This window comes from Dactylosporangium sucinum, from assembly GCF_014647515.1.
In the GTDB taxonomy this organism is placed as follows: Bacteria; Actinomycetota; Actinomycetes; order Mycobacteriales; family Micromonosporaceae; genus Dactylosporangium; species Dactylosporangium sucinum.
The window spans coordinates 49,204-74,634 of record NZ_BMPI01000038.1; the positions used below are offsets into that span (position 1 = coordinate 49,204).

Sequence of the window (25,431 nt, forward strand, 5' to 3'; positions counted from 1 at the left end):
TAGGCTCGACCGGTGGACCGCACGACGAGCTACGCCGAGAACTGGCACCGCCAACCCAGCCCGTTCGACGACACCGGCCGCCTGCCCGACGACGGCCAGTGGTCGATCATCGCCGCGCTGTGGCTGCTCGCCGCCTGGGGCCGGTCGCCCGGCTGGCGATCGGAGTCCTTCCTCGGGACCGCCGCCGACCGGTCGAGCCGTCCGTGGGGCGAGGTGCCGCCGCTCGCCGACCTGTCCGCGGCCGGCGGGTTCACCGCCCAGGGGGCCCGCGTCCTGACCGCGCAGGTGCAGGCCGCTCCCGGCCGGCCGTACGAGCCGACCCGGCCGCAGGACGCGGTGCGGGCCGAGGTCGCCGCGCTCCTCGCGGCCCGCATCCCCGCCGCCGACGAGCGGACCGGGCGCCTCCTCGACTTCCTGGGCGAGCGCCTGGTCGTGCCGTATCCCGACCTGCTGCACGTCGAGGCCGGCGACGACGCGCTCCACCTGCTACGGCGCGAGCACAACGGCCGGGTCCTGCGCATCACGGTCGCGCCGGCCGAGCCGGTCGAGGACACCGACCTGCGCACCCGGCTGGCCTGCCTCTTCACGCTGCTCGGCCGGTTGCTGTGGGTCGACAACAACAACCCCGTCTCGTTCCGGGCATGGATCGGCCCACGCGGAGACGCCGACGCCACCCAGTGGTGGGTGCGGACGCGGGAGGATCCGCCGGACGCGGTGCCGGAGCTGCTCCCGCTGACCGAGGAGGAGTTCCGCCGCGGGATGGACCAGGTGGTGCGGGGGTCGCTGATCGGCGACTCCGACGACGAGGACGACGAGGACGGCGAGGACGGCGAGGACGGCGAGGACGGCGAGGACGGCGAGGACGGCGAGGACGGCGAGGACGGCGAGGACGGCGAGTGGCCGCCCGAGCTGCCGCCCGGCCACCTCGCCGGCCATCTGTGCGCGGACCTCGTCGACCTCCTCCTGACCCGGGTCGAGGACGTGGAGCTGCTCGCGTACGCCGGCTACTTCCCCGTCACCGACGAGCCCGACGAGGAGCACAACGCCACCGTCGTCATCGTCGGCGCGCGGGAGGTCGCCGTCCTCGACATCGACCTGCTCGGCTAGCCGCGCAGCCGGGCCGCCCACTCCAGCGCCTCGGCCAGCGGCATCGGGTCGGTCACCGCGGCCGCGGCCAGGCGCGGCGGCACGGTGTCCAGCCGCTGCCACTGCGCGCGGGAGGCCTCCAGGACCCGCAGCCCGGGGAGCGCAGCGAGCTGCTCCAGCCCGTCGACCTCGACGCCGGCCACGTCGAGGTGCGCGAGCGCCGGGAGCGCGGCCAGCGCCTCCGCCGGGACCGGGTGCCGCAGGCCCCGCAGGGTCAGCTTCCACAGCGTCGGGTGGCCGGCGAGCGCGCGCACGTCGACCGAGTCCGCCGTGATGGACAGGAACTCCAGCGGTACCGCATGCGCCAGGGAGCCGCAGACGCGCCCGGCGCGGTTGATCGACAGCTGGCGGAGGTTCCGCAGGCGGGCCAGCGCGGCCAGGTCCACGTCACCGGCGTCGTTGAGGTAGAGCTGCTGCGGGTCGCGGGCGTCCGCGACGGCGGTGACGACCTCGCAGTGCGGGCTGTCCGGGGACCGTCCGCCGCCGTGGCGCAGCAGGGTCAGAACTCCGTCGGCGACGTACCCGACCGGGCCGACGATGTTGCGGCCGTACTCGACGAGCTGCCCGGGCCGCCCGCCGGGCGCCGGGTCGAGGTCGACCGCGCACCAGTCCCCGCCGTTGTCGCTCGCGATCGTCACCCACCAGTCGCTGCGCGAAACCCGCCGCACGACGCCGGGTGGGTAGGACTCGAAGACGACCGGCTCGACCCCGAAGACGCCGTCGTTCCAGCCGTACGAGCCGGGCTCCCCGGCCAGGTACTCGGCCACGACCTCGTCCAGCGGCAGCAGCGACTGCGCGCCGAGCAGGCCCTGCTCCCGCGGGTCGGCGCGGACCGTCCGGTACAGCGCGCGGACCTCCTCCGGCAGCCGCAGCCCCATCGCGGTCTCGGCGGCCAGCAGGTCCGCCTCCGAGCAGCCCTCGCCGAGGTGGGACGGGCCGCCGGGCCGCTCGACGAAGGCGCCCACGAGGCCGCGCACCTCCGCCAGCACGGCCGGGTCGGTCGGGCGATCGGCGACGGCGGTGCCGGGCGGCCGGGGCATGCCGGGCGCAGGGTGGTTCGGGTGACGGTACTGCGGGTCGAGGGCGACCCGCACCGGCGCCAGGCCGTCGAGCTCGAACGCGTGGCTCACCACCCCGCCGAGCACCTCGACCACGAGTGGGCGTGCCTCGCCCGGCGGGCGCATGGCCTCCTCGTACTCCCACAGCGCGTCGACCAGCCCGCGGGCGGAGCCGGAGCCGACCCGCCGCCGCCAGTGCTCGTCGTAGGCGAAGAACGCCAGGCCGCCGTTGTGGCAGAGCACCTGGAGGGTGCCGTCGACCAGGCGGGCAAGATCCGTAACGGGCATGGGGTCACCGTAACGGGGGTACGATCCGGCCGTGCTGCCGAGTTGCTACCTGTTCGAGTTCAGCGTCCAGCCCGGCGGGATGCGGCAGGGGGACGTGCACGCCTACCCCGACCTGGCCGGCATCCGGCGGGCGTTCGAGCGGCGCTACTTCGGGTTCGACGACGACTTCGTGGCCGAGATCATCGACTCTGGGGCGGTGCTGCACCTGTGGGTCGTGGAGCGCGGGACGCTCACCGGCGGGTTCGACCTGCACCCGTTCCTGCGTAAGGACGATGACCGGACGACCCTGGACTGGGACGCGATCGCGGCGGTCGCCCCGGTGCTGCCGGGACCCCTGCTCGGCGACGGGACGTTCACGCTCACGGTGCCGAAGCTGCCGCACCCCGAGAGCTACCTCGGGCTCGCCGACGAGCTCCACGCCGGGCTGAACGACGTGGAGCTCGGCTACGACGAGGACACCGAGGGCCGCTCGCTCGACGAGTGAACGCCCGTCGACGCCGACGGGTCCAGCGCCGCCTCGACCGCGACCGCCTCGACGCCGCGCAGCAGCGCCTCGGTGTCGGCCGGGGAGATCACGTGGGTGTCCATGAAGACGATGAGGCCGACGCCGTCGTCCGGCAGGTCGTCGACGTGGACGATGAGCGGCTCGAACGGCACGTCCTGCCGGGTCGTCCAGCGGAACTCGCTCCGGGCCGCGACCTCGGACAGCGCCGCGGGCACCGGCAGGTCGGCGGGCTCGCCGCGGCGGTCGTTGAAGTAGCCGGGCAGCTCCAGCGCCGGGCCGCGCTCGGCGACCACCCGGGCGACGAGCGCGTCCAGCTCGGCCGGGTCGTAGTAGGCGTGCTTGTAGGTGGTCATCGCCGAGCGCCGGGCCCGGTCGAGCGCCTCGGCGAGGGTCGCGTCCGCGACGTCGAGGGAGCAGATGCCGTACTGCGCGAGCATGCACACCACGCGGTCGAGCCCCGGCCGGAACCGGTTGTTGACCATGGGCCGCAGCACGACCGGGTTCGCGGTGGTGACCCGTGCGAGGGCCACGGCGAACATGGCCAGCAGCGCCGGCGCCGAGCCGACGCCGGTGCGCGCCGTCACCGCCCGCAGGGCCGGGGCGAGCGCGTACGACGTGAACTCGCCGCGCCAGTGCCGCGGCTGCCGCGGGTCGGTCGACTCGCGGTACCGCCGGAGCGGCATGGACCGCAGAATGCCCTCCCAGTGCCGCATGGCGAGCCCGTGCTGCCGCTGCCCGGCGGGCGTGGCCTGCCAGCCGGCCTGCTCGATCGGCTGCAGCTCGGGCAGCGGCGCGTCCTCGCGGCGGGCCAGCTCGTCGAGCAGCACCCCCGCGCCGAAGCCGTCGGTGACCAGGTGGCACATGACGACGACGGAGTGCGTCAACGCACCGCCGCTGCGGATCGCCGCCATGCGGATCGGCCAGTCGGCGGCGAAGTCGTAGGGGTCCTCCTGGTAGCGCAGCCGGACCGCCTCGGCGACCGCGGCCGGGTCGTCCGCGCCGGCGTCGACGACCTCCAGCGTGATCTGCCCGGCGCCGGCGACGACCTGCCGGGGGTGGCCGGCGTCGTCGAACGTCAGCCTGGTGCGGGCGGTCGGGAAGCGGCTCATGAGGTACCGCAGCTGGCCGGCCACGTCGTCGACGCTCGTGCCGGCGGGCAGCGGCCCCCACGCCCCGTTCGGCAGCCAGGACTCCTGGCGCACCATGGCCAGCCAGATGTCCCGCTGGCCCCAGGAGAGCTCGGCCTCCCCGGCACCGGGACCCGCGAACTCGACGACGACGCGCTCCGCGACCGTGATCACGTCGTGATCCTAAACCCGCTGGACATCAAGCCTTGTGGAGGTCATACCGTCGCAACATGAGTATTCGCGGCGACCGGAGGACCTTCTTTCACCTGCTCGTCAGCACGCTGCTGGTATCGGTGACGAACTTTACGGTGTGGTTCGCCATCACGTTCTACACATACCTGGAGACCCGCTCGGTCTTCGCGACCGGCGTGGTGGGCGGCATCTTCCTGGTGTTCACGGCGCTGACCGGCATCTGGTTCGGCAGCCTGGTCGACCACCACGGCAAGAAGACGATGATGCAGGTGTCGACGGTGACGTCGCTGGTGTTCTACGCCGTGGCGCTGGTCGTGTACCAGTTGGCGCCCGAGGGCGCGTTCAAGGACCCGGCCAGCGGGTGGCTGTGGTCGATGATCATGCTGCTCATGGTCGGGGTCATCGCCGGCAACATCCGCGGGATCGCGCTCCCGACGCTGGTCACGGTGCTCATCGACGAGGCGGGCCGGGACAAGGCGAACGGCCTCGTCGGCACCACCTCCGGCGTCACGTTCCTGGTGACCTCGGCGATCAGCGGCATCCTGGTCGGCTTCGGCGGAATGCTGTGGGTGCTGGCGCCGGCGCTCGTCGTGCTGGCCGGGGCGATCGTGCACCTGGCGGTGGTGCCCGTGCGCGAGACGGCGGCCGCCGCGGCTCCCGCTCCGGAGCTCGAGATCCAGCCGACCAGAGAGCCGACGACGGAGCCGGCGAAGCGGCGCGTCGACCTGCGCGGCACGATGCGGGTGGTGTCCGGGGTGCCCGGCCTGACCGCGCTCATCGTGTTCTCGGCCTTCAACAACCTGCTCGGCGGCGTCTTCATGGCCCTCATGGACGCCTACGGGCTGTCGCTGGTGTCGGTCCAGACGTGGGGCCTGCTGTGGGCCGCGATCAGCACCGCGTTCATCATCGGCGGCCTGCTCATCGCCCGCACCGGCCTGGGCCGCAACCCGGTTGGCCTGCTGCTGGCCATCAACCTGGTGCTGTGGACGGTGACCCTGCTCTTCCCGCTGCGCTCGTCGATCGCGCTGCTCACCGTCGGCATGTTCGTCTACATGATCCTGGTCCCCTATGCGGAGGCGTCGGAGCAGACGATCCTGCAGAAGGTGGTGCCGTACGAGCGGCAGGGCCGGGTCTTCGGCTTCGCCCAGAGCGTGGAGCAGTCCGCGTCGCCGCTGACGGCGTTCCTGATCTCGCCGGTGGCGCAGTACGTCTTCATCCCGTTCATGACGGACGGGTTCGGCGCCCGCACGATCGGCGGCTGGTTCGGCACCGGCGCCGACCGCGGCCTGGCCCTGGTGTTCGTGCTGACCGGCATCATCGGCATCATCGCGACCGCGCTCGCGCTGCGCTCCGGCCCGTACCGCCGCCTTCGCCACCGCTACGCCGGCGAGTAGCGATCGACGGCCGTCGTCAACCCGGCGTCCAGCTGATTGACTTGTACCCATGGACGGCGACGATTGATCGCTGTGACGAGTCGGATGCTGGTGGGGTTCGACGGGGAGGGCGCCGGGGCCGGGGAGCTGACCTGGGCGCAGCTGGGGATCTGGCAGACCATGGTCCGCACGGGACTCAGCATGAACATCGGGGGCGTGGTGGCCGTGCCGCCGGGGACGACGCCGGACGAGATGGCGCGGCTCCTGCGGTACCTCGTGAGCCGCCACCCCGCGCTGCGCACCCGGCTGCGGTTGCGCCCCGACGCCCGGCCCGAGCAGGTCGTCTCGGCCGCCGGCGAGGTGCCGCTCGACATCGTCGACGACGAGTCACCCGACGAGCTGCTGCGCCGCTACGAATCGGCACCCTTCGACCACGAGCACGAGTGGCCGGTCCGGATGGGCGTGGTGTGCCGCGACGGGGCGGTGACGCACGTCGTCATCGCGTACTGTCACCTGGCCGTCGACGGCTTCGGCATCGACGCCCTCGTCCGCGACATGCCGAACATGGACCCGGCGACCGGCGAGCCGACGGCCCCGCCGCCCGGCCTGACGCCGCTCGACATGGCGCAGCGCCAGCGGACGCCGTCCGACCTCCGGCAGAGCCAGAAGTCGCTCCGGTACTGGGAGCGCCTCCTGCGATCGATCCCAACCGATCGCTTCGGCGGGTTGGGCGAGCCGCAGGAGCCACGGTACCGGGAGTTCGTGCTCCGCTCCCCCGCGCTGCACAACGCCGTGCGCACGGTCGCCGACCGCACGGGCGTCGGCTCCGGCTACGTGCTCCTGGCCGCCTACGCGGTGGCCTTGGCCCGGCTCACCGGCTCGCCGACGAGCGTCGCCCAGCTGGTCGTCAACAACCGGTTCCGCCCCGGCTTCGCGGACGCCGTGAGCCAGAGCACCCAGCTCGGCCTGTGCGTGATCGACGTGCCGGACCCGGCCGGCGACCTCGACGAGGTCGTCGTGCGCGGGTTCAACGCCGCGACGAACGCGTTCATGCACGGCTACTACGACCCGCTCGCCCACAACGACCTGCTGGCGCGAGTGGCGGCCGACCGCGGCGAGGTCGACATCGCCGTCATCGTCAACGACCGCAGCCGCTTCCCGGCGGAGGTCTCCGCCACCCCGGGGCCGACCGAGACGCGCTGGGGCGAGCAGGCCGACGCGCTGGACGCCGGCCTGAACATCAGCTTCGACAGCACGGACGACGCGGTCGAGGTGACCGTCCGCGCCGACACCCACCGCCTGTCGCCCAAGTCGATCGAGTCGCTCGCCCGCGAGATCGAGGCCGTCACCCTGGAGGCGGCGGCCCAGCGTTCGTAGCCCCCGCAGCCCGGCCTCAGCGATGCGACCGGCCTCGGTTCAGGGCTTGCGGGCCAGCCCACCGTACAGGGCCGCCTGGGCGTCGGTCTGCGGCTCGTCGCGCTCGGGCCGCCAGCGCAGGATCGGGACCACGCCCGGGTCCGCCAGGTCCAGGCCGGTGAAGAACCGGGCGACCTCCTGCTGGTCGCGCAGGCGGGTCGGGATGCCGCGGGCGCGCATGACCTGCACGAAGCGGCCCCACGACTCGGGCTCGAAGTCGGCCGTGGTGTGGGACAGCACCAGGTAGCTGCCGCTGGGGAGGGCGGACATCAGGCGCTCGACAATGCCATACGCCGCCTCGTCGTCCTCCACGAAGTGCAGGATCGCGAAGAGCAGCAGCGCCACCGGCTGCGACAGGTCCAGCGTCGAGCGCAGCTCGGGCGCGGCCAGGATGGCCTCGACGTCCAGCAGGTCCCCGTCCACGTAGGCGGTGCGCCCCTCCGGGGTGCTGTCGAGCAGCGCCCGGGCGTGGGTCAGGACGATCGGGTCGTTGTCGACGTAGACGATCCTCGACGTCGGCACGGCGGACTGGGCCACCTCGTGGACGTTGGGCGACGTCGGCAGTCCGGTGCCGATGTCGAGGAACTGGCGGACGCCGGCCTCGGCCGCCAGGTGCCGGACCGCGCGGCGCAGGAAGGCCCGGTTCTGCAGCGGGGCGGTCGCCGCGTTCGGGTTGACCTTGAGCGCCTCCGCGGCGGCCTCGCGGTCGGCGGCGAAGTTGTCCTTCCCGCCGAGCAGGAAGTCATACACGCGCGCCGGATGCGGGCGTCCGGTGTCGAACGGTGCGGCCATGGGGACAGCATAGTGACCGAGCCCACGCCCGCGGCGGCCGGCGCCGACCTGCTCGTCCCGGAGGGACGGGACTGACGAAGCGGGCCGCCGGTTGCACGGCGGCGGCAGGGCAAGGGTAAACCTGCACGTCATCGGATCGATACCCGACGTTGTGCCTGACCGTGACCGAACCGGCGGAGCGTCCAAGGTGGACGGTAGCGGCTGGACGGGGGTCCGCGATGCAGAGTGTCCTGATGGCGTTCGCAGCTCTGGCGCTGGTGGTGTCGACGCCGGCGACGCCGGCAAGCGCGAGAACGGTCGACTTCCGGCCCGGCGCGGCCGGGATCGGCGATCCGGCGTATCCACTGGACGGCAACGGCGGGTACGACGTGCTCCACTACCACCTCGACGTGCGGTACCAGCCGGCCACCGACTGGCTCGACGGGAAGGCGACGATCACCGCCACCGCCACCCAGCACCTGTCCCGCTTCAACCTCGACTTCATCGGCCTCACGGTCGAGGAGGTCACGGTCAACGGGCAGCCGGCGCGGGTCCGGCGGGACGGGGACGAGCTGGTCGTCACCCCGGCGCGGGGGCTCCTCAAGGGGCTGCCGTTCGTCGTCGTCGCGCGGTACCACGGGATCCCCGAGACCTTCCGGGTGCCCGAGATCCCGCTGGAGTCCCGGTTCATCCACACCGACGACGGGGCACTCGTCGCCGGCGAGCCGGAGTCCGCCGCGACCTGGTACCCGGTCAACGACCACCCGCAGGACAAGGCCACCTACTCGGTGAACGTGACCGTGCCCGACGGGCTCACCGCGCTCAGCAACGGCATCCCGCTCGGGTCGACGAGCAGCGCCGGCTGGACGACCTGGCGGTGGGCGGCGACGAGCCCGATGGCCAGCTACCTCAGCACGCTCGCGATCGGGCGATGGCGGATCGACCAGCACCGGCACGACGGGCGGCCGACGGTCATCGCCGTCGACGAGACGCTGCCGCCGACGCTCGCGGACGACGCCGTGGAGCGGACCGACGAGATCACCGACTTCCTGGAGAGCCTGTTCGGCCCGTACCCGTTCGAGGCGAACGGCGCGATCGTCGACAACCACGACCCGCTGCTGTTCGCCCTGGAGACGCAGACCCGGCCGGTGTACCCGGCCAGCTTCTTCGACGACGGGCCGAACCCGCTCGACGACAACCTGGTCGCGCACGAGCTGGCGCACCAGTGGTTCGGCGACAGCGTCTCCGTGCGGTACTGGAAGGATCTGTGGCTCAACGAGGGCTTCGCCGCCTACGCCGAGTGGCTGTGGAGCGAGCACAACGGGTTCATGTCGGTGCGCGAGTGGTTCAACATGCTGTACGACACCGAGCTCGGCGGCGGGCTCTGGACCCCGCCGCCCTACGACCCGACCGGCGGGACCGATCCGTTCCGGATCTCGGTGTACTCGCGCGGGCCGATGACCCTGCACGCGCTGCGCCTGACGGTCGGCGACGACGCGTTCTGGACCATCATGCGGCGGTGGGTGGTCGAGCACCGCTACGGCAACGCCGAGACCGAGGACTTCGTCGCGCTCGCCGAGCGGGTGTCGGGGCGGCAGCTCGACGGGCTCTTCGCGGCCTGGCTGACCGGGTCGGTGAAGCCGCCGAACCCGGACCCGCTGCCGCCCGGAGCGCGCAAGGCCGCGATCCCGCAGCCCCGGAACCTACACCGTTAGCAGCGCGTCGAGGGCCTGCAGCGCCGGCGCCGGGTCCCGCCGACCGAGACCGATGCGGAACCGGTCGGCGGGCACCGGGCCGGTCCGCGACTCGTACAGGCTCGCCGGGAGCAGGATCACGCCCGCCGCCTCGACCGCCCGCCGGCACCACGCCTCGACGCCGTCCGCGCCGCGGTACCGCGGGAACGCCATACACCCGCCGTCGGGCCGCCGCCACTCGAACAGGTCGCCGTGCTTGGCGAAGAACGCGTCCACGAGCAGCAGGTTGGCCGAGACGATGCCGCGGTTGCGGGCCAGGATCCGCTCGCGGGCGTGCAGGGCGACGGTGGCCAGGTGCTCGCTCGGCCCGGCGTTGCAGATCGACGTGTAGTGCTTGTGTCGTTCGAGCGCCTCGAGGACGGCGTGGTCGCGGCAGGCGATCCAGCCGACGCGCAGCCCCGGCAGCCCGTACGCCTTCGACATCACGCCGACCGAGAGCGCCGTGTCGGACAGGTCGGCGGCCTGCGGCAGCGGCGCGTCGAACTCCAGGCCGCGGTACACCTCGTCGGACAGCAGCCGCGCGCCCGCCTCGGCACACAACTCGACGAGGCCCTGCCAGGTCGCCCGGTCGGGCAGCGCACCGGTCGGGTTGTTCGGGAAGTTCACCGCGACGAGCGTGGTCGTCGGGCGCAGCGCGGCCCGGACCGCGTCGAGGTCGAGCCGCCAGCCGTCGGCCGGGTCCAGCGGGACGGCGGTGACGTCGGCGCCGCCTTCCAGCAGGACCGTCTCGGTGGACTGGTAGCCGGGGACGACCACGATCGCGTGGTCGCCCGGCCCGGCGAGCAGCTGCACGGACCAGTAGATCGCCTCCTCCGCGCCGGCGAAGACCAGGACGTCGTCGGGCGTGCACCGCTCGTAGGTCGCGGCGATCGCCTCCCGCAGCTCGGGCGTGCCCCAGGTCTCGACGTAGCCGAGGCGGAGGGCGTCGAAGGCGTCCCGGTCGCCGCCGAGCTCCAGCAGCTCCCCGATCGTGAGGGTCTCCGCGTCGGAGCCGGCCAGGTTGTACCGCGCGACGAACTCCCACCGCGAGAAGTACGTCTCCAGCCGGAAGTCCGGCAGCCGTGATCTCATACGCCCGCAGCCTACGACGTGTGCCGCCGCTCGGCGATCCGAGCGAGCCGGCGGTCAGCCGATCTTGTTGCGGAACCGCTCGTGGGCCGTCTGGCGGCTGATGCCCAGCGCGTTGCCGATCTCGGCCCAGGAGAGGCCGGCCTTCCGGGCGGCGGCGACGGCCTGGTCGATCAGCGGCCGTTGCCAGCGCTCCACCTCGGCCAGGATGCCGAGCGCCTGGAGCGGCCAGGTGGTGGCCAGCTCGGCGACGTTGTCGCGCAGGCTGTCGGAGCGGCTCAGCAGCCAGTCCGGCGGGGTCGCGGCCCAGATCGGGCGCATGTGGGCGCCCCACTCGGAGCTGACCATCCAGCGCCCCTCGTCGGCGGCCGGATAGTCGCTGCCGCCGACCCAGCCGCAGGTGCAGCGGGCCCGGTAGGCGACGGTGCCGGCCGGCTCGGTGGCGTCGGTGCTCAGCGTCCCGTCCGGCAGCCGGAACCCGATCAGGCTCTCGTGCATCTCGCCAGAATAGGTCTGTCAGGCTATCCTGACGCACTATGACAGGACATCCTGACGTAATCAGTGGCACGGTGGCGCCCGGGTACGAGCCGGTCCGGGACGCGTTTCTCGCCAACTTCGCGACGCGAGCCGAGATCGGCGCGGCCGTCAGCGTCTACCGCCATGGCCGGGAGATGGTCCGGCTGTGGGGCGGGCTCGCCGACCCGGACGCCGGCCGGCCCTGGCGCGAGGACACCTTGCAACCGGTCTACTCGGCGACCAAGAGCGCGCCGGCCGCCTGCGCGCACCTGCTGGTCCAGCGCGGGCAGCTGGACCTGGCCGCGCCCGTCGCCGAGTACTGGCCGGAGTTCGCCGCCGCGGGCAAGCGCGGCGTCCCGGTCCGCTGGCTGCTGTCCCACCAGGCCGGGCTGCCGGTCCTGGACCGTCCGGTCCCGCTGGCCGACGCCCTGGCCTGGGCGCCCGTCGTCGCCGCGCTGGCCGCCCAGGCGCCGGCCTGGGAGCCGGGCACCGCGCACGGCTACCACGCCCTCACCTACGGCTGGCTGGTCGGCGAGGTGGTCCGCCGGGTCAGCGGCCGCACCGTGGGCACCTACTTCGCCGACGAGATCGGCAAGCCCCTCGGCCTCGACTTCTGGATCGGCCTGCCGGAGACGGAGCACCACCGCGTCGGCCGGCTCGTCCAGCAGCCGGTGTCGGAGACCCCGCCGGCGGAGCTGCTCACGGCGTACACCGACCCGGCCTCCCTGACCGTCCGATCTATGATCGCGACCGACCCGCCGCTCGACCTGGCCGACCCGCGCACCTGGACCGCGGAGATCCCCGCGGTCAACGGCATCTGCACCGCCGCGGCACTGGCCCGCTTCTACGCCGCGCTGATCGGCGAGGTCGACGGCGTCCGGATCCTCGACCCCGCCAGCCTCGCCGCCGCCACCCGCGAGCAGGCGAGCGGCATCGACCGGGTCCTGCTGACGCCGACCCGCCCGGCCCTCGGGTTCGGCCTGCCGGTGCCGGGACAGCCCTGGTGGTCACCGACCGCGTTCGGGTTCCCGGGCCACGGCGGCTCCCTCGGCTACGCCGACCCGGCCACCGGCACCGCCTTCGCCTACGTCACCAACGGCCTGCGCGTCAGCCTGTCCGCCGACCCCAGGGTGACCGCCCTCGTCGAGTCGCTGCCGTAGCGTTCGGCAACGTCAGGCGTCCTGCAGCACGCGCTGCTCGCCGCGCTTCAGGGCTGCCGCGGTGCCGGCCACCAGCAGTACCGCCAAACCTCCCGCGGCAAGCAGGGTGGTCCGGTCGGGGTCCAGCAGCGGCTGCCCGCGCAGCGCCTGCCAGGTGAGCAGCGCGATCAGTCCGGCGTAGCCGGCCGCCGCCACCCGCACCAGCCGGAGCCGGACGCGCGGGGAGGCCACGAACCCGGCCAGCAGCAGGGCCAGCAGCGGCAGGGCCTGCAGGGCGTGGATCCCGACGAAGTGGGGGATCCGCAGGTCACCGCCGGTGGTGGACCAACCGGTGACGGGCATGCTGGGCCCGCCGTCGGCGACGCCGACGCTGTGCGCGCCGATGATGCCGTTCGAGGTACCGGCGTCGAGCGCGGCCTGCTGGGCATCGGTCGGCATCGTCATCAGGAACGCCAGGGCCATGCCGGCCAGCGACAGCACGAACCCGGAGCGCGCGGCCGAGCGCACGACCGGGTCACCGTTGCGCTGCACGGCGACGACCACGGCCACGACCAGGCTCGCCGTCCACAGCACCATGACCAGGTTGCCCATGAGCGACCACACGGTCTCGTCGAACGGCGTCGAGTTGTTGAAGTGGCTCGGCCGACCCCGCACCGCCTGCAGCACGATGAGCGCCATCTCGGCCAGCGACGCGGCGGCGACGACGGTGCCGGCCCACCAGCCGGTCCGCCGCAGCCGCTCGGCGTGCCGCAGCAGCCAGGCCAGCGTGAGCGTGTACAGCCCGAGCGACACGGCGAACTTGAACGGCTTCAGCCAGGCGGGGCTGCCGACGATCTGCCGGTCGTCGGTGAACAACCCGACGAGCGCGACGACGGTCAGCAGCCCCATGGCGGCCGCGAACCCCAACAACGGACGGTGCCAGCGCGGGCTCATCGTGACGTCTCCATTTCCGGATGCATTGAGGACCGCCTTACGGTCCCAATCCACCGGCCGCGAATCAGCCCGGCGCTCCCCCGGATCCGGGGTACGGCTAGCCCCAGTTCTGCGGGGCCTGCTGGCGGGTGGTCACGTTGATCCGGTTGAAGAAGTTGGTCACCGCGATCCACAGCACGATCGCCGCCAGCTCGGGCTCCGTGAACTGCTTGGCGGCCGCCTCCCAGATCGGGTCCGGGACCGCGTCGCCGCGGTCGGCCAGGCGGGTCGCCGACTCGGCGAGGTCCAGCGCCGCCCGCTCGGCCTCGGTGAAGTACGGCGTCTCCCGCCAGGCCGCCACGGCGAACAGGCGCTCGTCGGTCTCGCCCCGCTGCTTCGCGCTGCGGGCGCCGGCGTCCAAACACGGGCCACAGCCGTTGATCTGGCTCGCCCGCAGGTGGACCAGCTCCAGCGTGGCCGCCGGGACGCCGGCCGAGTGGGCGGCCTTGTACAGCAGGTTGATCGCCTTGACGACGTCCGGCGTGGCCGGGCTCGTGATGCGTGGTTCCATGATCGGCTCCTCGTGTCACATCGGATCGGTTTGGTTCGTCGCCCTGGTGACGAGCCCGACCGGGCTAATGTGACGAATGTGGCGCAGGCCACAATGGAGGACATCATGGCGAACGACGACCTGCTGGCCGAGCGCTTCGAGCACGTGCGGCCCCGGCTGCGCGCGGTGGCCTACCGCATGCTCGGCTCGCTCACCGAGGCCGACGACGCCGTGCAGGAGGCCTGGCTGCGCCTGCAGCGCTCCGACGACCGGGAGATCGGCAACCTGGCCGCCTGGCTGACCACGGTCGTCGGCCGGGTGTGCCTCGACATGCTGCGCTCCCGCACCCAGCGGCGCGAGGAGCCGCTCGACCTCGACGCCGAGCCGCCGGCCGCCGGCGCCGACCCGGAGCAGGAGGCGATGCTCGCCGACTCGGTCGGCCTGGCCCTGCTCGTCGTGCTCGACACGCTGACCCCGACCGAGCGGCTGGCGTTCGTCCTGCACGACTTGTTCGCGGTGTCGTTCGACGAGATCGCCGTCATGGTCGGCCGCAGCCCGGCGGCCTCCCGTCAGCTGGCCAGCCGCGCCCGCCGCCGCATCCAGGCCGCCCACGCCGCTCCGGACGCGGACGCGACCCGCGGCCGCGCGATCGTCGACGCCTTCCTGACCGCCTCCCGCGGCGGCGACATGGCGGGCCTGCTCGAGCTGCTCGACCCCGACGTGGTCCTCCGTGCGGACGTGGCCGCCACCCGCCTGGGCTCGGCGGGCGAGACCTGCGGCGCCGAGGTCGTCGCCCGGTTCTTCGCCGGCCGCGCGCGAGCCGCCGTGCCGGCGTTGATCGACGGGGTTCCCGCGGCAGTCGTACTGCGGGAGGACCGCATCTTCATCGCCCTCACCTTCATCGTGACGGCGGGCCGGATCGCGGCCATCGAGTCCATCGCCGACCCCGACGACCTGGCCGCCCTCGACGTCACCTACCTCCCGCGGTAGCCGGAAGCCGTCGTCCGAACGTCGGCGCAGGTCACCAATCCGTGCATCGATGTCGAGATCGGTGAATGTTGGCCGGTCGGCCCGGCCGCAGTACCGTCCGAATTCCGGCGCGAGTGTCGCCGGAGAGCGGGGACGACCGCGTGCCTGACACCGGACCCGGCACCGAGCCGGACGGCCGCGCCCCCGGCGCGGCCGGGCGACCCTTGTCGGAGATCGCCGGAGACGATTTCATTGCACTGGTGACCACCCCTTCGAAGGACTCGTACGCGCTCGGCATCGCCAACGACTCGTACCGCTGGTACGTCACCGCCTCGAAGCGCTCCCGCCGGTCGCACCGGATCACCGACGTCTCCGCGGTCCTGATCTCGGCATCGATCCCGGTGGCGGCCGTGATCGTCCCCGACATCCCCACGATCCCGGCCGTCCTGGGCGCCGTCCTGGTGGTCATCGCCGGCGTCCGCGCGATCTACCACTGGCCCGAGAACTACCTCCGCTTCAGCCGCGCCCGCGAGGCGGTCGAGGAGCAGCGCCGCCTGTACCACGTCTCGGCACCCCCGTACGACGACCCGGCCACGCGCGACGAGGAACTGGTCAAGGCGGTGACCCGCATCGAGCAGGCCGAGATGGGCCAGTGGGCCCAGGTCGCCGATGCGCACACCCCGCGCAAGCCGGTCTCGAGCGAGTAGGCAGGCCCAACAACGGAACCGCCTGATCCGAGACCGTCGATCGTGCGTTCAGAGGCCGGCGAGGGGGTCGAAGGGCCAGTCGGCCGTCACCACCAGCGGGCCCACGTGGCGGTGGGGCTCGGCGACCGTGCGGTCCTCCGCCGCCTCCGACTCCGCCGCCGTGGACTCCAGCGCCGACCAGAACGGCTCCAGCTCCGCCGGCGAGCCGGTCACGCGCAGCGTCGGGCCGGGATCCAGGGTCACCGCCAGCGGGGCCTCCGTCAGGGTCTGGACCAGCGTGCCGTTCGTCAGCGGCGCCTCGGCGGACGTCGATCGAAGCGCCTTGGCCAGGGCGCGCAGCGCCTCGGGAGAGCCGGCCAGGTCCAGGTCGTCACCGTGGTAGCGGAGGCGGCAGCGCTGCTCGTTGGTCATGACCGACCTTATCCCGGCCGTCTTCGACAGCGCTGCCGGCCACCGGCAGGCGCGCGACGAGCAGGCCCTCCTGGGCCGCGTCCTCGGCCGTGGCGAGGTCATCGTGCCGGCGCACGACGGCCCCGAGGACCTGCGGCGCCGGCTCGCGCAGCAGGTCCTCGACGGGCGACGTCACAGCGCCTCGAAGTCGGCGCCGTCCATCACCCGGCGGATCACGATCGGCTGCTGCTGCGGCACCCCGCCCGGGCCGGGCACCTGGGAGATCCGGGCCGCGATCTCGATCGCCCGCTGCTCCGACTCGACGTCGACCAGCTGGTAGCCGGCGAGCATCTCCTTGAACCCGGCGAACGCCCCGTCGGTGACGACCGGCGCGCCCTTGCCGTCGGAGGTGACGGTCTTGGCCAGCTCGGGGCCGGTGAGGGCGTGGCCGCCGATGAGCTCGCCGGTCTCGGTGAGCTCCCGGTTGAGCGCGTCGTAGTAGTTCATGTGCGCCTTGACGTCCTCCGGCGCCCACTGCTCCATCGGCTCCTCGATGACCCCGGGGCGGTAGTCGACGATGAGAAAGTACTTGGTCATGTCAGGCTCCTTCCGTCCAGTGCCGTGCAACCCCAGGACGGTGCCGATCACCCGTTCTCGACATCAGGCTCGTGAACTGCGCAGAGAAAATCCGATCGCGCGGCACAGGTCCACGGTCCGGGCGGCGAAGGCGGTCTCGTTGTCGAACCAGGCCGACACCCCGCACAGCGGGCCGACCGTGCGGGTCAGGCCGGCGTCGACGATCCCGGAGGCGGTGCTGCCGAGCACGTCGGACGACACGAGCGGCTCCTCGGAGTACTCCAGCAGCCCCCCGAACCGCGAGGACCGCAGCGCGGCGTTCACCTCGCCCGGGCTCGCGGCGCGGCCCAGCCGCACGGCCAGGCCGGCGAGGCAGCCGCCCGGCACCGGCACCCGCACGACGAGCCCGTCGACGCGGCCGGCCAGGCGGGGCAGCACCTGGCCGACGTGCCGGGCGGTCGGGTCCTCGACGGGGACGAGGTTGAACGGGGCGCCGCGGGCGAGCCGGCCCGCCGCGGTGGCGTCCAGGAGGGACTGACTGGTCGTGTACGCGTGGGTGGTCAGCGACGACGCCGCCTCCACGCCGAACGCGCAGTCCAGCACGGCGAGCACGAGGCCGATGCAGTTGACCGGGCACGAGCCGTTGGACACGACGTGGTGGCGGGCCGGGTCGTAGGAGTGCTCGTTGAGCCCGACGACGAAGGTCGCGTCCGCGTCGGCGTCGAAGTGGGGCAGGATCACCGCCCGGGCGCCGGACGCCAGGTGCGCCTCGGCGGCGCGCCGGCCAGGGCGCGGGCGGGTCGCCTCGACGACCACGTCGATGCCCAGGTCGCGCCAGGGCAGGGTGGCCCGGTCGGGCCGGTTGAGCACCTCGGTCCGGCGGTCGCCGTCGACGAGCAGGCCGCCGGGGACCGACGTAACGTTCCACGGCAGCGCGCCGAACGTGGAGTCGCGACGCAGCAGCCAGGCGGCCAGGGGGACCGGCATGAGGTCATTGACGGCCACGATTGTAACGTCCGGCGTGGCCAGGGCCGCCCGCATCACCGACCGGCCGATGCGCCCGAAGCCGTTGATCGCCACCCGGACCCCGGCGGTGCGGGGCGGGCGAGCGCCGGGACCGCGTCCGGCCTCGCCGGGGCGGTGGGCGTAAGGACCCGACTGCCGACTGTTCATGACGGTTGACCATCATGACTGCAGGGTGGCCACGGCCACAACTCGGCCGGCCGCCGCGACGCGCACCGGGCGGTGCGGTGCAATCGTGCGCATGGAGCCGCGCGTCGCCGCCGGGCACGACTGCCGGACGCTCAGCCACGGCGGGCGCCGGGCACACGCGGGACCCACGCCCGCCAGCTGCGCACCTACGCCGAGGTGGCGCTCGCCCGGAGGTTGACCTTGCCCCTGGGTGAAGCCACATCGTCGGCCATGAGGAGGGAACAGTGCTCACGATCGGTGCGTTCGCCCGGGCGGCCCGGCTGTCGCCGAAGGCGCTGCGGCTCTACGACGAGCTCGGGCTGCTGCCGCCGGCCGCGGTCGACGGCGACTCGGGGTACCGCTTCTACGATCCGGCCCAGCTGGACCGGGCCCGACTCATCGCCTGGCTGCGCCGGCTCGGCATGCCGCTCGCCACCATCCGGCGGGTCTGCGACCTGCCGCCGGCGGAGGCCGCGGACGCGGTCGCCGCGTACTGGGACGGCGTGCTCGCGGAGACGGCGGAGCGTGGGCGCCTGGCCACCTTCCTCGTCGATCACCTGTCGGGAAGGGGAACCGCGATGAGCCCGCTGGGCATCCGCTACGCCGCCCGCTCCGAGTCGGGGCTGGTGCGCACGAGCAACGAGGACACCGCCTACGCGGGCAGCCGCCTGCTCGCCGTCGCCGACGGCACGCTCGGCGCGGCCGGCGACCGGGCCAGCGCGGCCGCGGTCGACGCGCTCAAGCCGCTGGAGGCGCTGCCGGTGCCTGCCGACGACCTGCTCGGCGCCCTCGCCGACGCGGTCGCCGACGCCGGCCGGGCCCTGCACGAGATCGCCGCGGCCGACCCGTCGGGCGAGGCGGTCACCACGCTGACGGCGATGCTGTGGTCCGGTTCCCGGCTGGCCCTGGTCCACGTCGGCGACAGCCGCGCCTATCAGCTCCGCGACGGCGAGCTGTTCCGGATCACCGACGACCACACGTACGTCCAGCGCCTGGTCGACGAGGGCCGGCTGACCCCGGAGGAGGCCGCGACCCACCCGCAGCGGTCGCTGCTGGTGCGCGCCCTGACCGGCCGCGAGGCCGCCGAGGCGGACCTGTCGGTGCACGAGGCCCGGCCCGGCGACCGCTACCTGCTGTGCTCCGACGGCCTGTCGGCGGTCGTGCCGGCCGCGTCGTTGCATGCGGCCCTGCTGGAGGGCGGCGACCCGCAGGCGACGCTGGACCGCCTGGTCGAGCTGGCCTACGCGGCGGGCGCCCCGGACAACGTCGCCTGCGTGGTCGCCGACGTGGTCACCCTGGAGTAATGCCGTCGCGAACGAACCGGCCGATGGGCCACGGTCCATAGACTGGCCGGCATGGCACAGATCGTGGAGCTGCTCGCCTCGCCCGTGCACCGGTTCGAGGGGCGGCCCGCGGACGGTCCGGCGCCGGCGCCCGACGGGGAGCTGGTCTCCGCCGTCCGGGTCCGGGCCGGGCTGGGGGTCGTCGGCGACCGGTTCTTCGGGCAGGAGGCGCACCGCGACGCGAGCGTCACCCTCATCGCGCGCGAGTGGCTGCCGGCCGGCGCCGGGCTCGCGCAGGTCCGGCGCAACGTGCTCGTCGCGGGCATCCCGGTCGACGACCTGGTCGGGCAGGTGCTCACGCTCGACTCCGGCGACGGGCCGGTCCGGCTGCGGGTGCGCCGCCCGGCCAACCCGTGCGCCTGGATGGACGTCTCGATCGCCCCCGGGGCGTGGCGGGAGCTGCGCGGCCACGGCGGCGTGCGCTGCGTGCCGCTCGACGACGGGGTGCTGCGGGTCGGCCCGGTGACGTTCTCGGTCTCAGCGGACGACTAGCTGGAACAGCACGAGGCCGGCGTCGTGGGTCTCGACCTCGAAGAGGCCGGTGACGTCGGCCTTGAACTCCAGTTGGGCGGGCCGGCCGGGTTCGAGCGCGGCCTTGCGGTCGTAGCCGTGGACGTGCAGCTCGTCGGGGACGTCCGAGGTCACGGTGAGCCGGATCGTGGTGCCGCGGGCGACCTCGACCCGCCCCGTCGGCGGGCTGACCGTGCGGTTGCTGATGGTGATCGTGAGCTCCCGATCGCCACCGGCGGCCGGCGAGTCGCCACGGGTGAAGTAGAAGACGGCGACGGCCGCGGCGACGATGATGACGGCGACGGCGAGCAGCCGGACCATGGTGTCGGGTCGTTGCTTGGTGGCGGTGGGCACGGCGGCACTCCTCGCGCTGAGGTTGGTGCGCCGACACCAATTCACGGATCTGGCCAGCAGCTTAGCGGACGCCTCCACCGTCCCACCAGCGCAGAGATCACCGCCCGGTGGCGCTCGGCGAGCACCGCACCGAGGGCCGGCACGTTGCCGTGGACGTCGGAGAGCACCGCGACGCTGCGCATGGCATCCATGGTACTTGCTATAGCTTGATCATTTATCTATGGTTCTCCGGTGGCGACGATGCGGGAGCCGACGTTTCTCATCCTCACCGCCCTGGCCGGCGAGCCGCGGCACGGCTACGGCATCGTGCGGGAGGTCGAGACGCTGTCCGGGATGCGGCTGCTGACCGGCACGCTGTACACGGCCCTGGACCGGCTCACCGCCGAGGGCCTCGTGCAGCACGACCGCGACGAGGAGGTCGACGGGCGCACCCGCCGGTACTACCGGCTCACCGCCGCCGGCCTGACCGCCCTGACCGCCGAGACCGCCCGCCTGCGCGGCCTCGCCACCGCCGCCGAGGCCCGCCTCCGCGCCGCCCGCCCGAGGACCGCCTGATGCGCAAGTGGCTGTTCGCGTACCCCCGCGACTACCGCCGGGACGAGCTCCTCGACACGCTGCTCGAGGCCGGCCGGACCCGGCTCACCGCCCGGGAGGCCGCCAACCTGGTGCGACACGGCCTGCGGGCCCGGCTGGGCCGCCCGGCCAGCCGCACCGTCGTGCTCTGGGCGGCCCTGACCGCGGTGATCTGCGGCCTGTTCGGCGCCGCGTTCGCGACCCGCGCGGCCTGGGAGACGGCCCGCCCCCTCCCGTCGGCGGCGCAGGCCACGTCGATGCTGGCCGAGATCGTCCCCGGCAAGCATTTCGAGGGCGTGACGGATGCCCCGTCCCTGTTCGTCGTCTACGGCGGACCGCTGCGCTGGTCCGCGGCCCGCGTCCTGCTCCTCGGCGACGGCGGCGAGTACCAGGCGGCGACGGTGGGCGGCGGCACCCCCGGCAACGCCGACGTCGAGGCGACGGTCCAGCGGCTGCGCGACCTGGGCTGGACCGTCTACGCTCCGGTCGAGCGCGACCTGTACGGCTGCGCCGGCCCGCCCTGCGACCCCGCGACGATCCCGACGTCGACGACCCTGGTCGCGTCCCGCGGCGACACGGTCTTCACGCTGGAGCTGACGGGCTCGTACCTGTCGGCGTCGTTCCAACGCGCCGCGCCGTGGACCGTCTGGCCGGCGGGCATCGCCGGCTTCCTGCTGGGCGCGGCGGCGTCGTTCCTGGTCTTCGGCTGGGCCAGCCGCCGCCGGCCCCGGACCTCGGCGACGCTGCTGTTCGCGGCCGCCCTGTTCCTGTGGTGGACGCCGACGGTGTTCGCGGTGCCGCTGGCCCTCAACCACCACCTCGGCGAGCCCCACCCGTCGTGGCACCCACTGTGGGAGTGGCTGGGCCAGCCGACGTTCTCGCTCCTGTTCCTGCTCGGCACCGCCGCGGCCGTGCTGAGCCTGGCCGTGTCCGCCCTCCCGTCCCGCCGCCGCACACCGGCCAGGCTCGCGACCGCCGGCTGACCCCGCGGGCCGCCCAACGGATCAACGACGAGCTCAACCGCCGTCCGGCGCTCAGTAGACGTCACGCAGGTAGCGCTTCTCGCTGACCAGCTGCTTCACGTACGCCGCGGCCGCCTCCTCGGACAGGTGCCCGTGTGCGGCGGCGACGTCGCGCAGGGCCTGGTCGACGTCCTTCGCCATGCGGGTCGCGTCGCCGCAGACGTAGAAGGACGCGCCGTCCTGCAGCCATGCCCACAGCTGTGCCCCATGTTCCCGCATGCGGTCCTGCACGTACACCTTCGACCGCTGATCGCGCGAGAACGCCAGGTCCAGCCGGGTCAGCGTGCCGGCCTCGCGCAGGGCGGCGAGTTCCTGCTCGTAGTAGAAGTCCGTTGCGCGGCGCTGCTCGCCGAAGAACAGCCAGTTGCCGCCGCGGGCGGCCCGCGCGTGGCGCTCCTTGAGGAAGCCGACGAACGGCGCGACGCCGGTGCCCGGGCCGACCATGATCATGGGGGTGTCGTCGGCGGGCGGGCGGAAGTGCGGGGATCGCTGGAGGTACACCGGAATCTCGGCCTCCAGGAGGGCGTCCGCGAGGAACGTGGACGCGACCCCCTTGCGCGGCCGGCCGTGGGGGTTGTCGAAGCGGACGACCGACACGGTGAGGCTGACGGATCCGGGGTGCACCAGGGGCGAGGAGGAGATGCTGTACTGCCGGGGCTGCAGTCGTTGCAGCACGGCCAGCCACTCGGCGCCGGTGGCCTCGGTCCCGTGCTCGGCGATGACGTCGATCGCCTGGCGGCCGTAGGTGTACTTCGCCAGCTCCCCCTGGTTGTCCGGCCGCAGCAGCGCCTTCAGGGTCGGGTCGTGCGACCGGTCCGCGACGAACCGCAGCAGGTCGGGCGTGATGCGGGTGATGTCGTACCGCCGGAGCAGCGCCTCGCCGAACGAGGCGTCGGCCAGGCCGGTCACCGCGAGCCACTCGTCGACGAGCGCCGGGCAGTTCGTCGGCCACACCCCGAGCGAGTCGCCGACCTCGTAGTCGAGCTCGGTGGCGAACGTGAACCGCCGCACCTCCTTGGCCGACCCGGGCCGGCTCAGCAGCTCGTTCCCGGTGAGGACGCCGGTGACCGGCTCGCGCCTGGAGCCGGTCCGCCGGGCCGGCGCCGCGGCGGGGCTGCGCAGGGCCTTGAGCACCGCGTCGAGCCAGCCGTGGGCGGCGTCCTCGTAGTCCGGCTCCAGGTCGACCCGCGGGGTGAGCCGGACGCCGCCCAGCTCGTCGAGCCGCGCGTCGAGGCGCCGGCCGTGGCCGCAGAAGTTGGCGTAGCTGGAGTCGCCGAACGCGAGCACCGCGTAGCGGCGGCCGTCGAAGCGCACCGGGTCGGGGCCGTGCAGCGACTCCCAGAAGGCGGCGCCGTTGTCCGGCGCGTCCCCGTCGCCGAAGGTGCTCGTGATGATGAGCAGGTCGGCGCTGCTGGCCGCCAGGTCGGCCGCCGCCGAGGTCATGCTGCGCAGGTCCGCGTGCCAGCCCTCGTCGGCCAGGCGGCGGCCCACCAGGCCGGCGAACTCCTCGGCGTTGCCGGTCTGCGATGCCCAGAGGACATGGATGGTACGGGCTGGGCTCGGCGCCTCGACGCTCGCCGGCGGGCGGCCGAAGGTGCCCGCGAGGAAGCCGTTGACCCACTGCGCCCTCGCCGGGTCGAACGGCGCGTTGTCGGGCAGCAGCGGCGCCGTGGCCGGCGGCGAGGCGGTGAGCGCGCTGAGGAAGCCGGCGAGGTACCGCCGCTCCCCCTCGGTCAGGACGGGCGGGGTCAGGTCGAGCCCGAGCGGCCCCTCCCGCGGCGGCGTCGCGACCCGCGTGACGCTGACCGCGCACACCTTCAGCTCCGGCTGGAAGGAGATCGGGTCGACCGCGTCGCTGGTGACGGCGTTGACGCTGCGGTACTCGCCGAACAGGTCGTTCCAGTGGAACGGCGCGAAGCAGTTGCCGGGCATGACCCGGTCGGTGACCCGGGCCGGCAGCACCGCCCGGCCGCGGCGCGAGGCGACCTCGACCTCGTCGCCGTCGGCCACCCCGAGCCGCTCCGCGTCGGCCGGGTTGACCTCCACGAACGGGCCGGGGTTGAGCTTGTTCAGCTTGGCCACCCGGCCCGTCTTGGTCAGCGTGTGCCACTGGTGCTGCACGCGGCCGGTGTTGAGCAGGAACGGGTAGTCGTCGTCGGGCAGCTCGGCCGGGTCGAGGTGCGGGCGGGCGAAGAACACCGCCCGGCCGCTCGCCGTCGCGAACCGCAGCGTTCCGGCGGGCTGCCGGCGGTACCGGATGGGATTGCGCGGCGGCGATCCAGGCGGCGCTGGCCACTGCACCGGCTCGGTCCGCAGCCGCGCGTAGCTCACGCCGCGCAGGTCGTAGCCGGTCTGCGGGTTCCAGAACCGCTGGATCTCGGCGAACACGTCCTCGGCGGTGTCGTAGGCGAAGGCGTCGGCGTACCCCATCGCGGCGGCGACGCGGGCGATGAGCTGCCAGTCGGCGAGCGCCTCGCCGGGCGGGTCGGCGACCTGCTGGACCAGCGTGAGGTTGCGCTCAGAGTTGATCATGACGCCGTCGACCTCGGACCACATGGCGGCCGGGAGGATGACGTCGGCGTAGGCGTTGGTCTCCGTCTCGGCGTACGCGTCCTGGGTGATGACCAGCTCGGCCCGCTCCAGGCCCTCGATCACGGTCCGCCGGTTGCCGACCGAGGCCACCGGGTTGGTGCAGATGATCCAGCACGCCTTGACCTCGCCGGCGGCCATCCGCTCGAACAGCTCGACCGTGCCCTTGCCGACGTCGGTGCGCAGCGTGCCGCCCGGCAGGCCCCAGGCCTCCTCGACGAAGGCGCGGTCCTGCTCGACGAGCACCGAGCGCTGGCCGGGCAGGCCGGGGCCCATGTAGCCCATCTCGCGCCCGCCCATCGCGTTGGGCTGGCCGGTGAGCGAGAACGGGCCGCTGCCCCTGCGGCAGATGGCGCCGGTCGCCAGGTGCAGGTTGATCAGGGCGTTCGTGTTCCAGGTGCCGTGGGTGCTCTGGTTGAGCCCCATCGTCCAGCAGCTCATCCACTCCTTCGCGGCGCCGATGAGATCGGCGGCCTTGCGCAGGTCGGCGCTCTGCAGCCCGGTGATCTCGGCGACCTTCTCCGGTGTGTAGCCGGCGAGGAACTCGGGCATCGCCTCCCAGCCCTCGGTGTGGTCCCTGACGAACGCTTCGTCGATGCCTCCGCCGTTGTTGAGCAGGTGCAGCAGGCCGTTGAGCAGCGCCAGGTCCGTGCCCGGCTTGAGCTGCAGGAACAGGTCGGCCTTCGCGGCGGTCGCGGTGCGGCGCGGATCGACCACGATGAGCTTGGCGCCCGCCTTGACCCGGTCCATCATGCGCAGGTACAGGATCGGGTGGCAGTCGGCCATGTTGGCGCCGATGACGAGGAACAGGTCGGCGTGGTCGAAGTCGTCGTAGGAGCCGGGCGGGCCGTCCGCGCCCAGCGAGAGCTTGTAGCCGCTGCCCGCGCTGGCCATGCAGAGGCGGGAGTTGCTCTCGATCTGGTTGGTGCGCACGAAGCCCTTGGCCAGCTTGTTGGCGAGGTACTGCGCCTCGAGGGTCAGCTGCCCCGACACGTAGAACGCGACGGCGTCGGGACCGTGCTCGTCGACGATCGCTCTGAGTTTCCGCCCGGTCTCGGCGATCGCTGCCCGGACCGGCGTGTCGACCAGCTCGGCGCCGCGGTGCGGCCGGCTTCTCGCCGTGGCCAGGCGGCCCGGGCCGGCGAGCGTCTCGGCGCTGGTGGCACCCTTGGTGCAGAGCCGGCCGGCGTTGGCCGGGTGCTGCCGGTCGCCGGTCACCTTGAGCACGCGGCGGCGGCCATCAGGGTCCGTCGCCACGTCGAGGACCATGCCGCAGCCGACCCCGCAGTAGGAACAGACCGTGCGGGTCTGCATCACGGTCCGTACGGTACGGGCGGCCCGTTACGCCGACGTCACGCCGTTTCGTCCGGC

The 25,431-nt window shown here is 73.4% G+C and carries 26 protein-coding genes; 12 read left to right on the forward strand and 14 right to left on the reverse strand.

Annotated features, from left to right (window positions below; all coding sequences use genetic code 11):
- The first annotated feature begins 12 nt into the window (after positions 1-12).
- Positions 13-1,107 carry a hypothetical protein gene (locus IEZ31_RS33205; protein WP_190254001.1) on the forward strand — a complete coding sequence of 365 codons (1,095 nt, stop codon included), beginning with the start codon at positions 13-15 and terminating at the stop codon, positions 1,105-1,107.
- Here the strand turns inward: IEZ31_RS33205 and IEZ31_RS33210 are convergent.
- The gene (locus IEZ31_RS33210) at positions 1,104-2,492 is read right to left on the reverse strand and encodes an SMI1/KNR4 family protein (protein WP_190254002.1); all 1,389 of its coding nucleotides are present in this window, start codon (positions 2,490-2,492) and stop codon (positions 1,104-1,106) included. The genes IEZ31_RS33205 and IEZ31_RS33210 overlap by 4 nt on opposite strands.
- Positions 2,493-2,523: 31 nt before the next feature.
- Here IEZ31_RS33210 and IEZ31_RS33215 point away from each other — a divergent pair, with 31 nt between their 5' ends.
- Complete coding sequence (locus IEZ31_RS33215; protein WP_190254003.1) at positions 2,524-2,976, forward strand: hypothetical protein; 453 nt, start codon at positions 2,524-2,526, stop codon at positions 2,974-2,976.
- On the opposite strand, the gene IEZ31_RS33220 is transcribed toward IEZ31_RS33215, so the two are convergent.
- Positions 2,937-4,298, reverse strand: a complete 1,362-nt coding sequence (locus tag IEZ31_RS33220) for a condensation domain-containing protein (RefSeq protein ID WP_190254004.1) — start codon at positions 4,296-4,298, stop codon at positions 2,937-2,939. The genes IEZ31_RS33215 and IEZ31_RS33220 overlap by 40 nt on opposite strands.
- A 56-nt stretch (positions 4,299-4,354) precedes the next feature.
- Between IEZ31_RS33220 and IEZ31_RS33225 the strand changes: the two genes are divergently transcribed.
- On the forward strand, positions 4,355-5,710 hold the full coding sequence (locus IEZ31_RS33225; protein ID WP_190254005.1) for an MFS transporter: 1,356 nt from the start codon (positions 4,355-4,357) through the stop codon (positions 5,708-5,710).
- Positions 5,711-5,782: 72 nt separating this feature from the next.
- Positions 5,783-7,066, forward strand: a complete 1,284-nt coding sequence (locus tag IEZ31_RS33230; protein ID WP_190254006.1) for a condensation domain-containing protein — start codon at positions 5,783-5,785, stop codon at positions 7,064-7,066.
- Positions 7,067-7,105: 39 nt separating this feature from the next.
- Here IEZ31_RS33230 and IEZ31_RS33235 read toward each other — a convergent pair whose 3' ends face one another.
- The gene (locus IEZ31_RS33235) at positions 7,106-7,897 is read right to left on the reverse strand and encodes an SAM-dependent methyltransferase (RefSeq protein WP_190254007.1); all 792 of its coding nucleotides are present in this window, start codon (positions 7,895-7,897) and stop codon (positions 7,106-7,108) included.
- 233 nt (positions 7,898-8,130) lie between these two features.
- Here IEZ31_RS33235 and IEZ31_RS33240 point away from each other — a divergent pair, with 233 nt between their 5' ends.
- Positions 8,131-9,591: a M1 family metallopeptidase gene (locus tag IEZ31_RS33240; RefSeq protein ID WP_190254008.1), complete on the forward strand. Its 1,461-nt coding sequence runs from the start codon at positions 8,131-8,133 to the stop codon at positions 9,589-9,591.
- Here IEZ31_RS33240 and IEZ31_RS33245 read toward each other — a convergent pair.
- Both IEZ31_RS33245 and IEZ31_RS33250 read right to left on the reverse strand, forming a co-directional pair.
- Positions 9,580-10,701, reverse strand: a complete 1,122-nt coding sequence (locus IEZ31_RS33245) for an aminotransferase class I/II-fold pyridoxal phosphate-dependent enzyme (protein WP_190254009.1) — start codon at positions 10,699-10,701, stop codon at positions 9,580-9,582. The two genes, IEZ31_RS33240 and IEZ31_RS33245, sit on opposite strands and share 12 nt — an antisense overlap.
- 54 nt (positions 10,702-10,755) lie before the next feature.
- Positions 10,756-11,196, reverse strand: a complete 441-nt coding sequence (locus IEZ31_RS33250) for a hypothetical protein (RefSeq protein ID WP_190254010.1) — start codon at positions 11,194-11,196, stop codon at positions 10,756-10,758.
- A 38-nt stretch (positions 11,197-11,234) separates the two neighbouring features.
- Here IEZ31_RS33250 and IEZ31_RS33255 point away from each other — a divergent pair, with 38 nt between their 5' ends.
- The gene (locus tag IEZ31_RS33255; RefSeq protein ID WP_190254011.1) at positions 11,235-12,374 is read left to right on the forward strand and encodes a serine hydrolase domain-containing protein; all 1,140 of its coding nucleotides are present in this window, start codon (positions 11,235-11,237) and stop codon (positions 12,372-12,374) included.
- Between the two features lie 12 nt (positions 12,375-12,386).
- On the opposite strand, the gene IEZ31_RS33260 is transcribed toward IEZ31_RS33255, so the two are convergent.
- Together IEZ31_RS33260 and IEZ31_RS33265 are read right to left on the reverse strand one after the other, a co-directional pair.
- Positions 12,387-13,307 (reverse strand): hypothetical protein, encoded by a 921-nt coding sequence (locus IEZ31_RS33260; RefSeq protein ID WP_229836056.1) that lies wholly within the window; start codon positions 13,305-13,307, stop codon positions 12,387-12,389.
- 97 nt (positions 13,308-13,404) lie between these two features.
- Complete coding sequence (locus IEZ31_RS33265; protein WP_190254012.1) at positions 13,405-13,857, reverse strand: carboxymuconolactone decarboxylase family protein; 453 nt, start codon at positions 13,855-13,857, stop codon at positions 13,405-13,407.
- Between the two features lie 105 nt (positions 13,858-13,962).
- Here IEZ31_RS33265 and IEZ31_RS33270 point away from each other — a divergent pair, with 105 nt between their 5' ends.
- Together IEZ31_RS33270 and IEZ31_RS33275 are read left to right on the forward strand one after the other, a co-directional pair.
- The gene (locus tag IEZ31_RS33270; protein ID WP_190254013.1) at positions 13,963-14,826 is read left to right on the forward strand and encodes a sigma-70 family RNA polymerase sigma factor; all 864 of its coding nucleotides are present in this window, start codon (positions 13,963-13,965) and stop codon (positions 14,824-14,826) included.
- Positions 14,827-15,065: 239 nt separating this feature from the next.
- Positions 15,066-15,512, forward strand: coding sequence for a DUF4231 domain-containing protein (locus tag IEZ31_RS33275; protein WP_229836057.1), 447 nt, complete (start codon positions 15,066-15,068; stop codon positions 15,510-15,512).
- Positions 15,513-15,560: 48 nt separating this feature from the next.
- Here the strand turns inward: IEZ31_RS33275 and IEZ31_RS33280 are convergent, their stop codons facing one another.
- The 4 genes from IEZ31_RS33280 to IEZ31_RS33295 all read right to left on the reverse strand — a co-directional run bounded on the left by IEZ31_RS33280 (position 15,561) and on the right by IEZ31_RS33295 (position 17,651).
- The gene (locus tag IEZ31_RS33280; RefSeq protein ID WP_190254015.1) at positions 15,561-15,923 is read right to left on the reverse strand and encodes a hypothetical protein; all 363 of its coding nucleotides are present in this window, start codon (positions 15,921-15,923) and stop codon (positions 15,561-15,563) included.
- Positions 15,883-16,098 carry a hypothetical protein gene (locus IEZ31_RS57030; RefSeq protein ID WP_229836058.1) on the reverse strand — a complete coding sequence of 72 codons (216 nt, stop codon included), beginning with the start codon at positions 16,096-16,098 and terminating at the stop codon, positions 15,883-15,885. The genes IEZ31_RS33280 and IEZ31_RS57030 overlap by 41 nt, the downstream gene beginning before the upstream one ends.
- Entirely contained in the window at positions 16,095-16,499 is a 405-nt protein-coding gene (locus IEZ31_RS33290) for a YciI family protein (RefSeq protein ID WP_190254016.1), read from the reverse strand. The genes IEZ31_RS57030 and IEZ31_RS33290 overlap by 4 nt, the downstream gene beginning before the upstream one ends.
- A 63-nt stretch (positions 16,500-16,562) precedes the next feature.
- Positions 16,563-17,651, reverse strand: a complete 1,089-nt coding sequence (locus tag IEZ31_RS33295) for a type I glyceraldehyde-3-phosphate dehydrogenase (RefSeq protein ID WP_190254017.1) — start codon at positions 17,649-17,651, stop codon at positions 16,563-16,565.
- A gap of 263 nt (positions 17,652-17,914) precedes the next feature.
- On the opposite strand from IEZ31_RS33295, the gene IEZ31_RS33300 reads away from it, so the two are divergent.
- On the forward strand, positions 17,915-18,973 hold the full coding sequence (locus tag IEZ31_RS33300) for a MerR family transcriptional regulator (RefSeq protein ID WP_229836059.1): 1,059 nt from the start codon (positions 17,915-17,917) through the stop codon (positions 18,971-18,973).
- Between the two features lie 51 nt (positions 18,974-19,024).
- Entirely contained in the window at positions 19,025-19,504 is a 480-nt protein-coding gene (locus IEZ31_RS33305; protein ID WP_190254018.1) for a molybdenum cofactor biosysynthesis protein, read from the forward strand.
- Here the strand turns inward: IEZ31_RS33305 and IEZ31_RS33310 are convergent.
- Together IEZ31_RS33310 and IEZ31_RS33315 are read right to left on the reverse strand one after the other, a co-directional pair.
- On the reverse strand, positions 19,490-19,876 hold the full coding sequence (locus IEZ31_RS33310) for a cupredoxin domain-containing protein (protein WP_190254019.1): 387 nt from the start codon (positions 19,874-19,876) through the stop codon (positions 19,490-19,492). The two genes, IEZ31_RS33305 and IEZ31_RS33310, sit on opposite strands and share 15 nt — an antisense overlap.
- A 41-nt stretch (positions 19,877-19,917) precedes the next feature.
- Entirely contained in the window at positions 19,918-20,058 is a 141-nt protein-coding gene (locus tag IEZ31_RS33315; RefSeq protein WP_190254020.1) for a hypothetical protein, read from the reverse strand.
- Between the two features lie 58 nt (positions 20,059-20,116).
- On the opposite strand from IEZ31_RS33315, the gene IEZ31_RS33320 reads away from it, so the two are divergent.
- Both IEZ31_RS33320 and IEZ31_RS33325 read left to right on the forward strand, forming a co-directional pair.
- A complete protein-coding gene (locus IEZ31_RS33320; protein ID WP_190254057.1) occupies positions 20,117-20,431 on the forward strand; it encodes a PadR family transcriptional regulator in 315 nt (104 codons plus the stop codon).
- Positions 20,431-21,432, forward strand: coding sequence for a hypothetical protein (locus IEZ31_RS33325; RefSeq protein ID WP_190254021.1), 1,002 nt, complete (start codon positions 20,431-20,433; stop codon positions 21,430-21,432). The genes IEZ31_RS33320 and IEZ31_RS33325 overlap by 1 nt, the downstream gene beginning before the upstream one ends.
- A 51-nt stretch (positions 21,433-21,483) precedes the next feature.
- Here the strand turns inward: IEZ31_RS33325 and IEZ31_RS33330 are convergent, their stop codons facing one another.
- Positions 21,484-25,374: a bifunctional nitrate reductase/sulfite reductase flavoprotein subunit alpha gene (locus tag IEZ31_RS33330; RefSeq protein WP_190254058.1), complete on the reverse strand. Its 3,891-nt coding sequence runs from the start codon at positions 25,372-25,374 to the stop codon at positions 21,484-21,486.
- Between the last annotated feature and the right edge of the window lie 57 nt (positions 25,375-25,431).

What these genes read in the sequence shown, in the direction of transcription:
- IEZ31_RS33210 (WP_190254002.1), bottom strand. Translation starts at nt 2,492, where the DNA reads ATGCCCGTTACGGATCTTGCCCGCCTGGTCGACGGCACCCTCCAGGTG.
- IEZ31_RS33225 (WP_190254005.1), top strand. Translation starts at nt 4,355, where the DNA reads ATGAGTATTCGCGGCGACCGGAGGACCTTCTTTCACCTGCTCGTCAGC.
- IEZ31_RS33235 (WP_190254007.1), bottom strand. Translation starts at nt 7,897, where the DNA reads ATGGCCGCACCGTTCGACACCGGACGCCCGCATCCGGCGCGCGTGTAT.
- IEZ31_RS33240 (WP_190254008.1), top strand. Translation starts at nt 8,131, where the DNA reads ATGGCGTTCGCAGCTCTGGCGCTGGTGGTGTCGACGCCGGCGACGCCG.
- IEZ31_RS33245 (WP_190254009.1), bottom strand. Translation starts at nt 10,701, where the DNA reads ATGAGATCACGGCTGCCGGACTTCCGGCTGGAGACGTACTTCTCGCGG.
- IEZ31_RS33250 (WP_190254010.1), bottom strand. Translation starts at nt 11,196, where the DNA reads ATGCACGAGAGCCTGATCGGGTTCCGGCTGCCGGACGGGACGCTGAGC.
- IEZ31_RS33255 (WP_190254011.1), top strand. Translation starts at nt 11,235, where the DNA reads ATGACAGGACATCCTGACGTAATCAGTGGCACGGTGGCGCCCGGGTAC.
- IEZ31_RS33260 (WP_229836056.1), bottom strand. Translation starts at nt 13,307, where the DNA reads ATGAGCCCGCGCTGGCACCGTCCGTTGTTGGGGTTCGCGGCCGCCATG.
- IEZ31_RS33265 (WP_190254012.1), bottom strand. Translation starts at nt 13,857, where the DNA reads ATGGAACCACGCATCACGAGCCCGGCCACGCCGGACGTCGTCAAGGCG.
- IEZ31_RS33270 (WP_190254013.1), top strand. Translation starts at nt 13,963, where the DNA reads ATGGCGAACGACGACCTGCTGGCCGAGCGCTTCGAGCACGTGCGGCCC.
- IEZ31_RS33280 (WP_190254015.1), bottom strand. Translation starts at nt 15,923, where the DNA reads ATGACCAACGAGCAGCGCTGCCGCCTCCGCTACCACGGTGACGACCTG.
- IEZ31_RS33290 (WP_190254016.1), bottom strand. Translation starts at nt 16,499, where the DNA reads ATGACCAAGTACTTTCTCATCGTCGACTACCGCCCCGGGGTCATCGAG.
- IEZ31_RS33295 (WP_190254017.1), bottom strand. Translation starts at nt 17,651, where the DNA reads ATGAACAGTCGGCAGTCGGGTCCTTACGCCCACCGCCCCGGCGAGGCC.
- IEZ31_RS33305 (WP_190254018.1), top strand. Translation starts at nt 19,025, where the DNA reads ATGGCACAGATCGTGGAGCTGCTCGCCTCGCCCGTGCACCGGTTCGAG.
- IEZ31_RS33315 (WP_190254020.1), bottom strand. Translation starts at nt 20,058, where the DNA reads ATGCGCAGCGTCGCGGTGCTCTCCGACGTCCACGGCAACGTGCCGGCC.
- IEZ31_RS33320 (WP_190254057.1), top strand. Translation starts at nt 20,117, where the DNA reads ATGCGGGAGCCGACGTTTCTCATCCTCACCGCCCTGGCCGGCGAGCCG.
- IEZ31_RS33325 (WP_190254021.1), top strand. Translation starts at nt 20,431, where the DNA reads ATGCGCAAGTGGCTGTTCGCGTACCCCCGCGACTACCGCCGGGACGAG.
- IEZ31_RS33330 (WP_190254058.1), bottom strand. Translation starts at nt 25,374, where the DNA reads ATGCAGACCCGCACGGTCTGTTCCTACTGCGGGGTCGGCTGCGGCATG.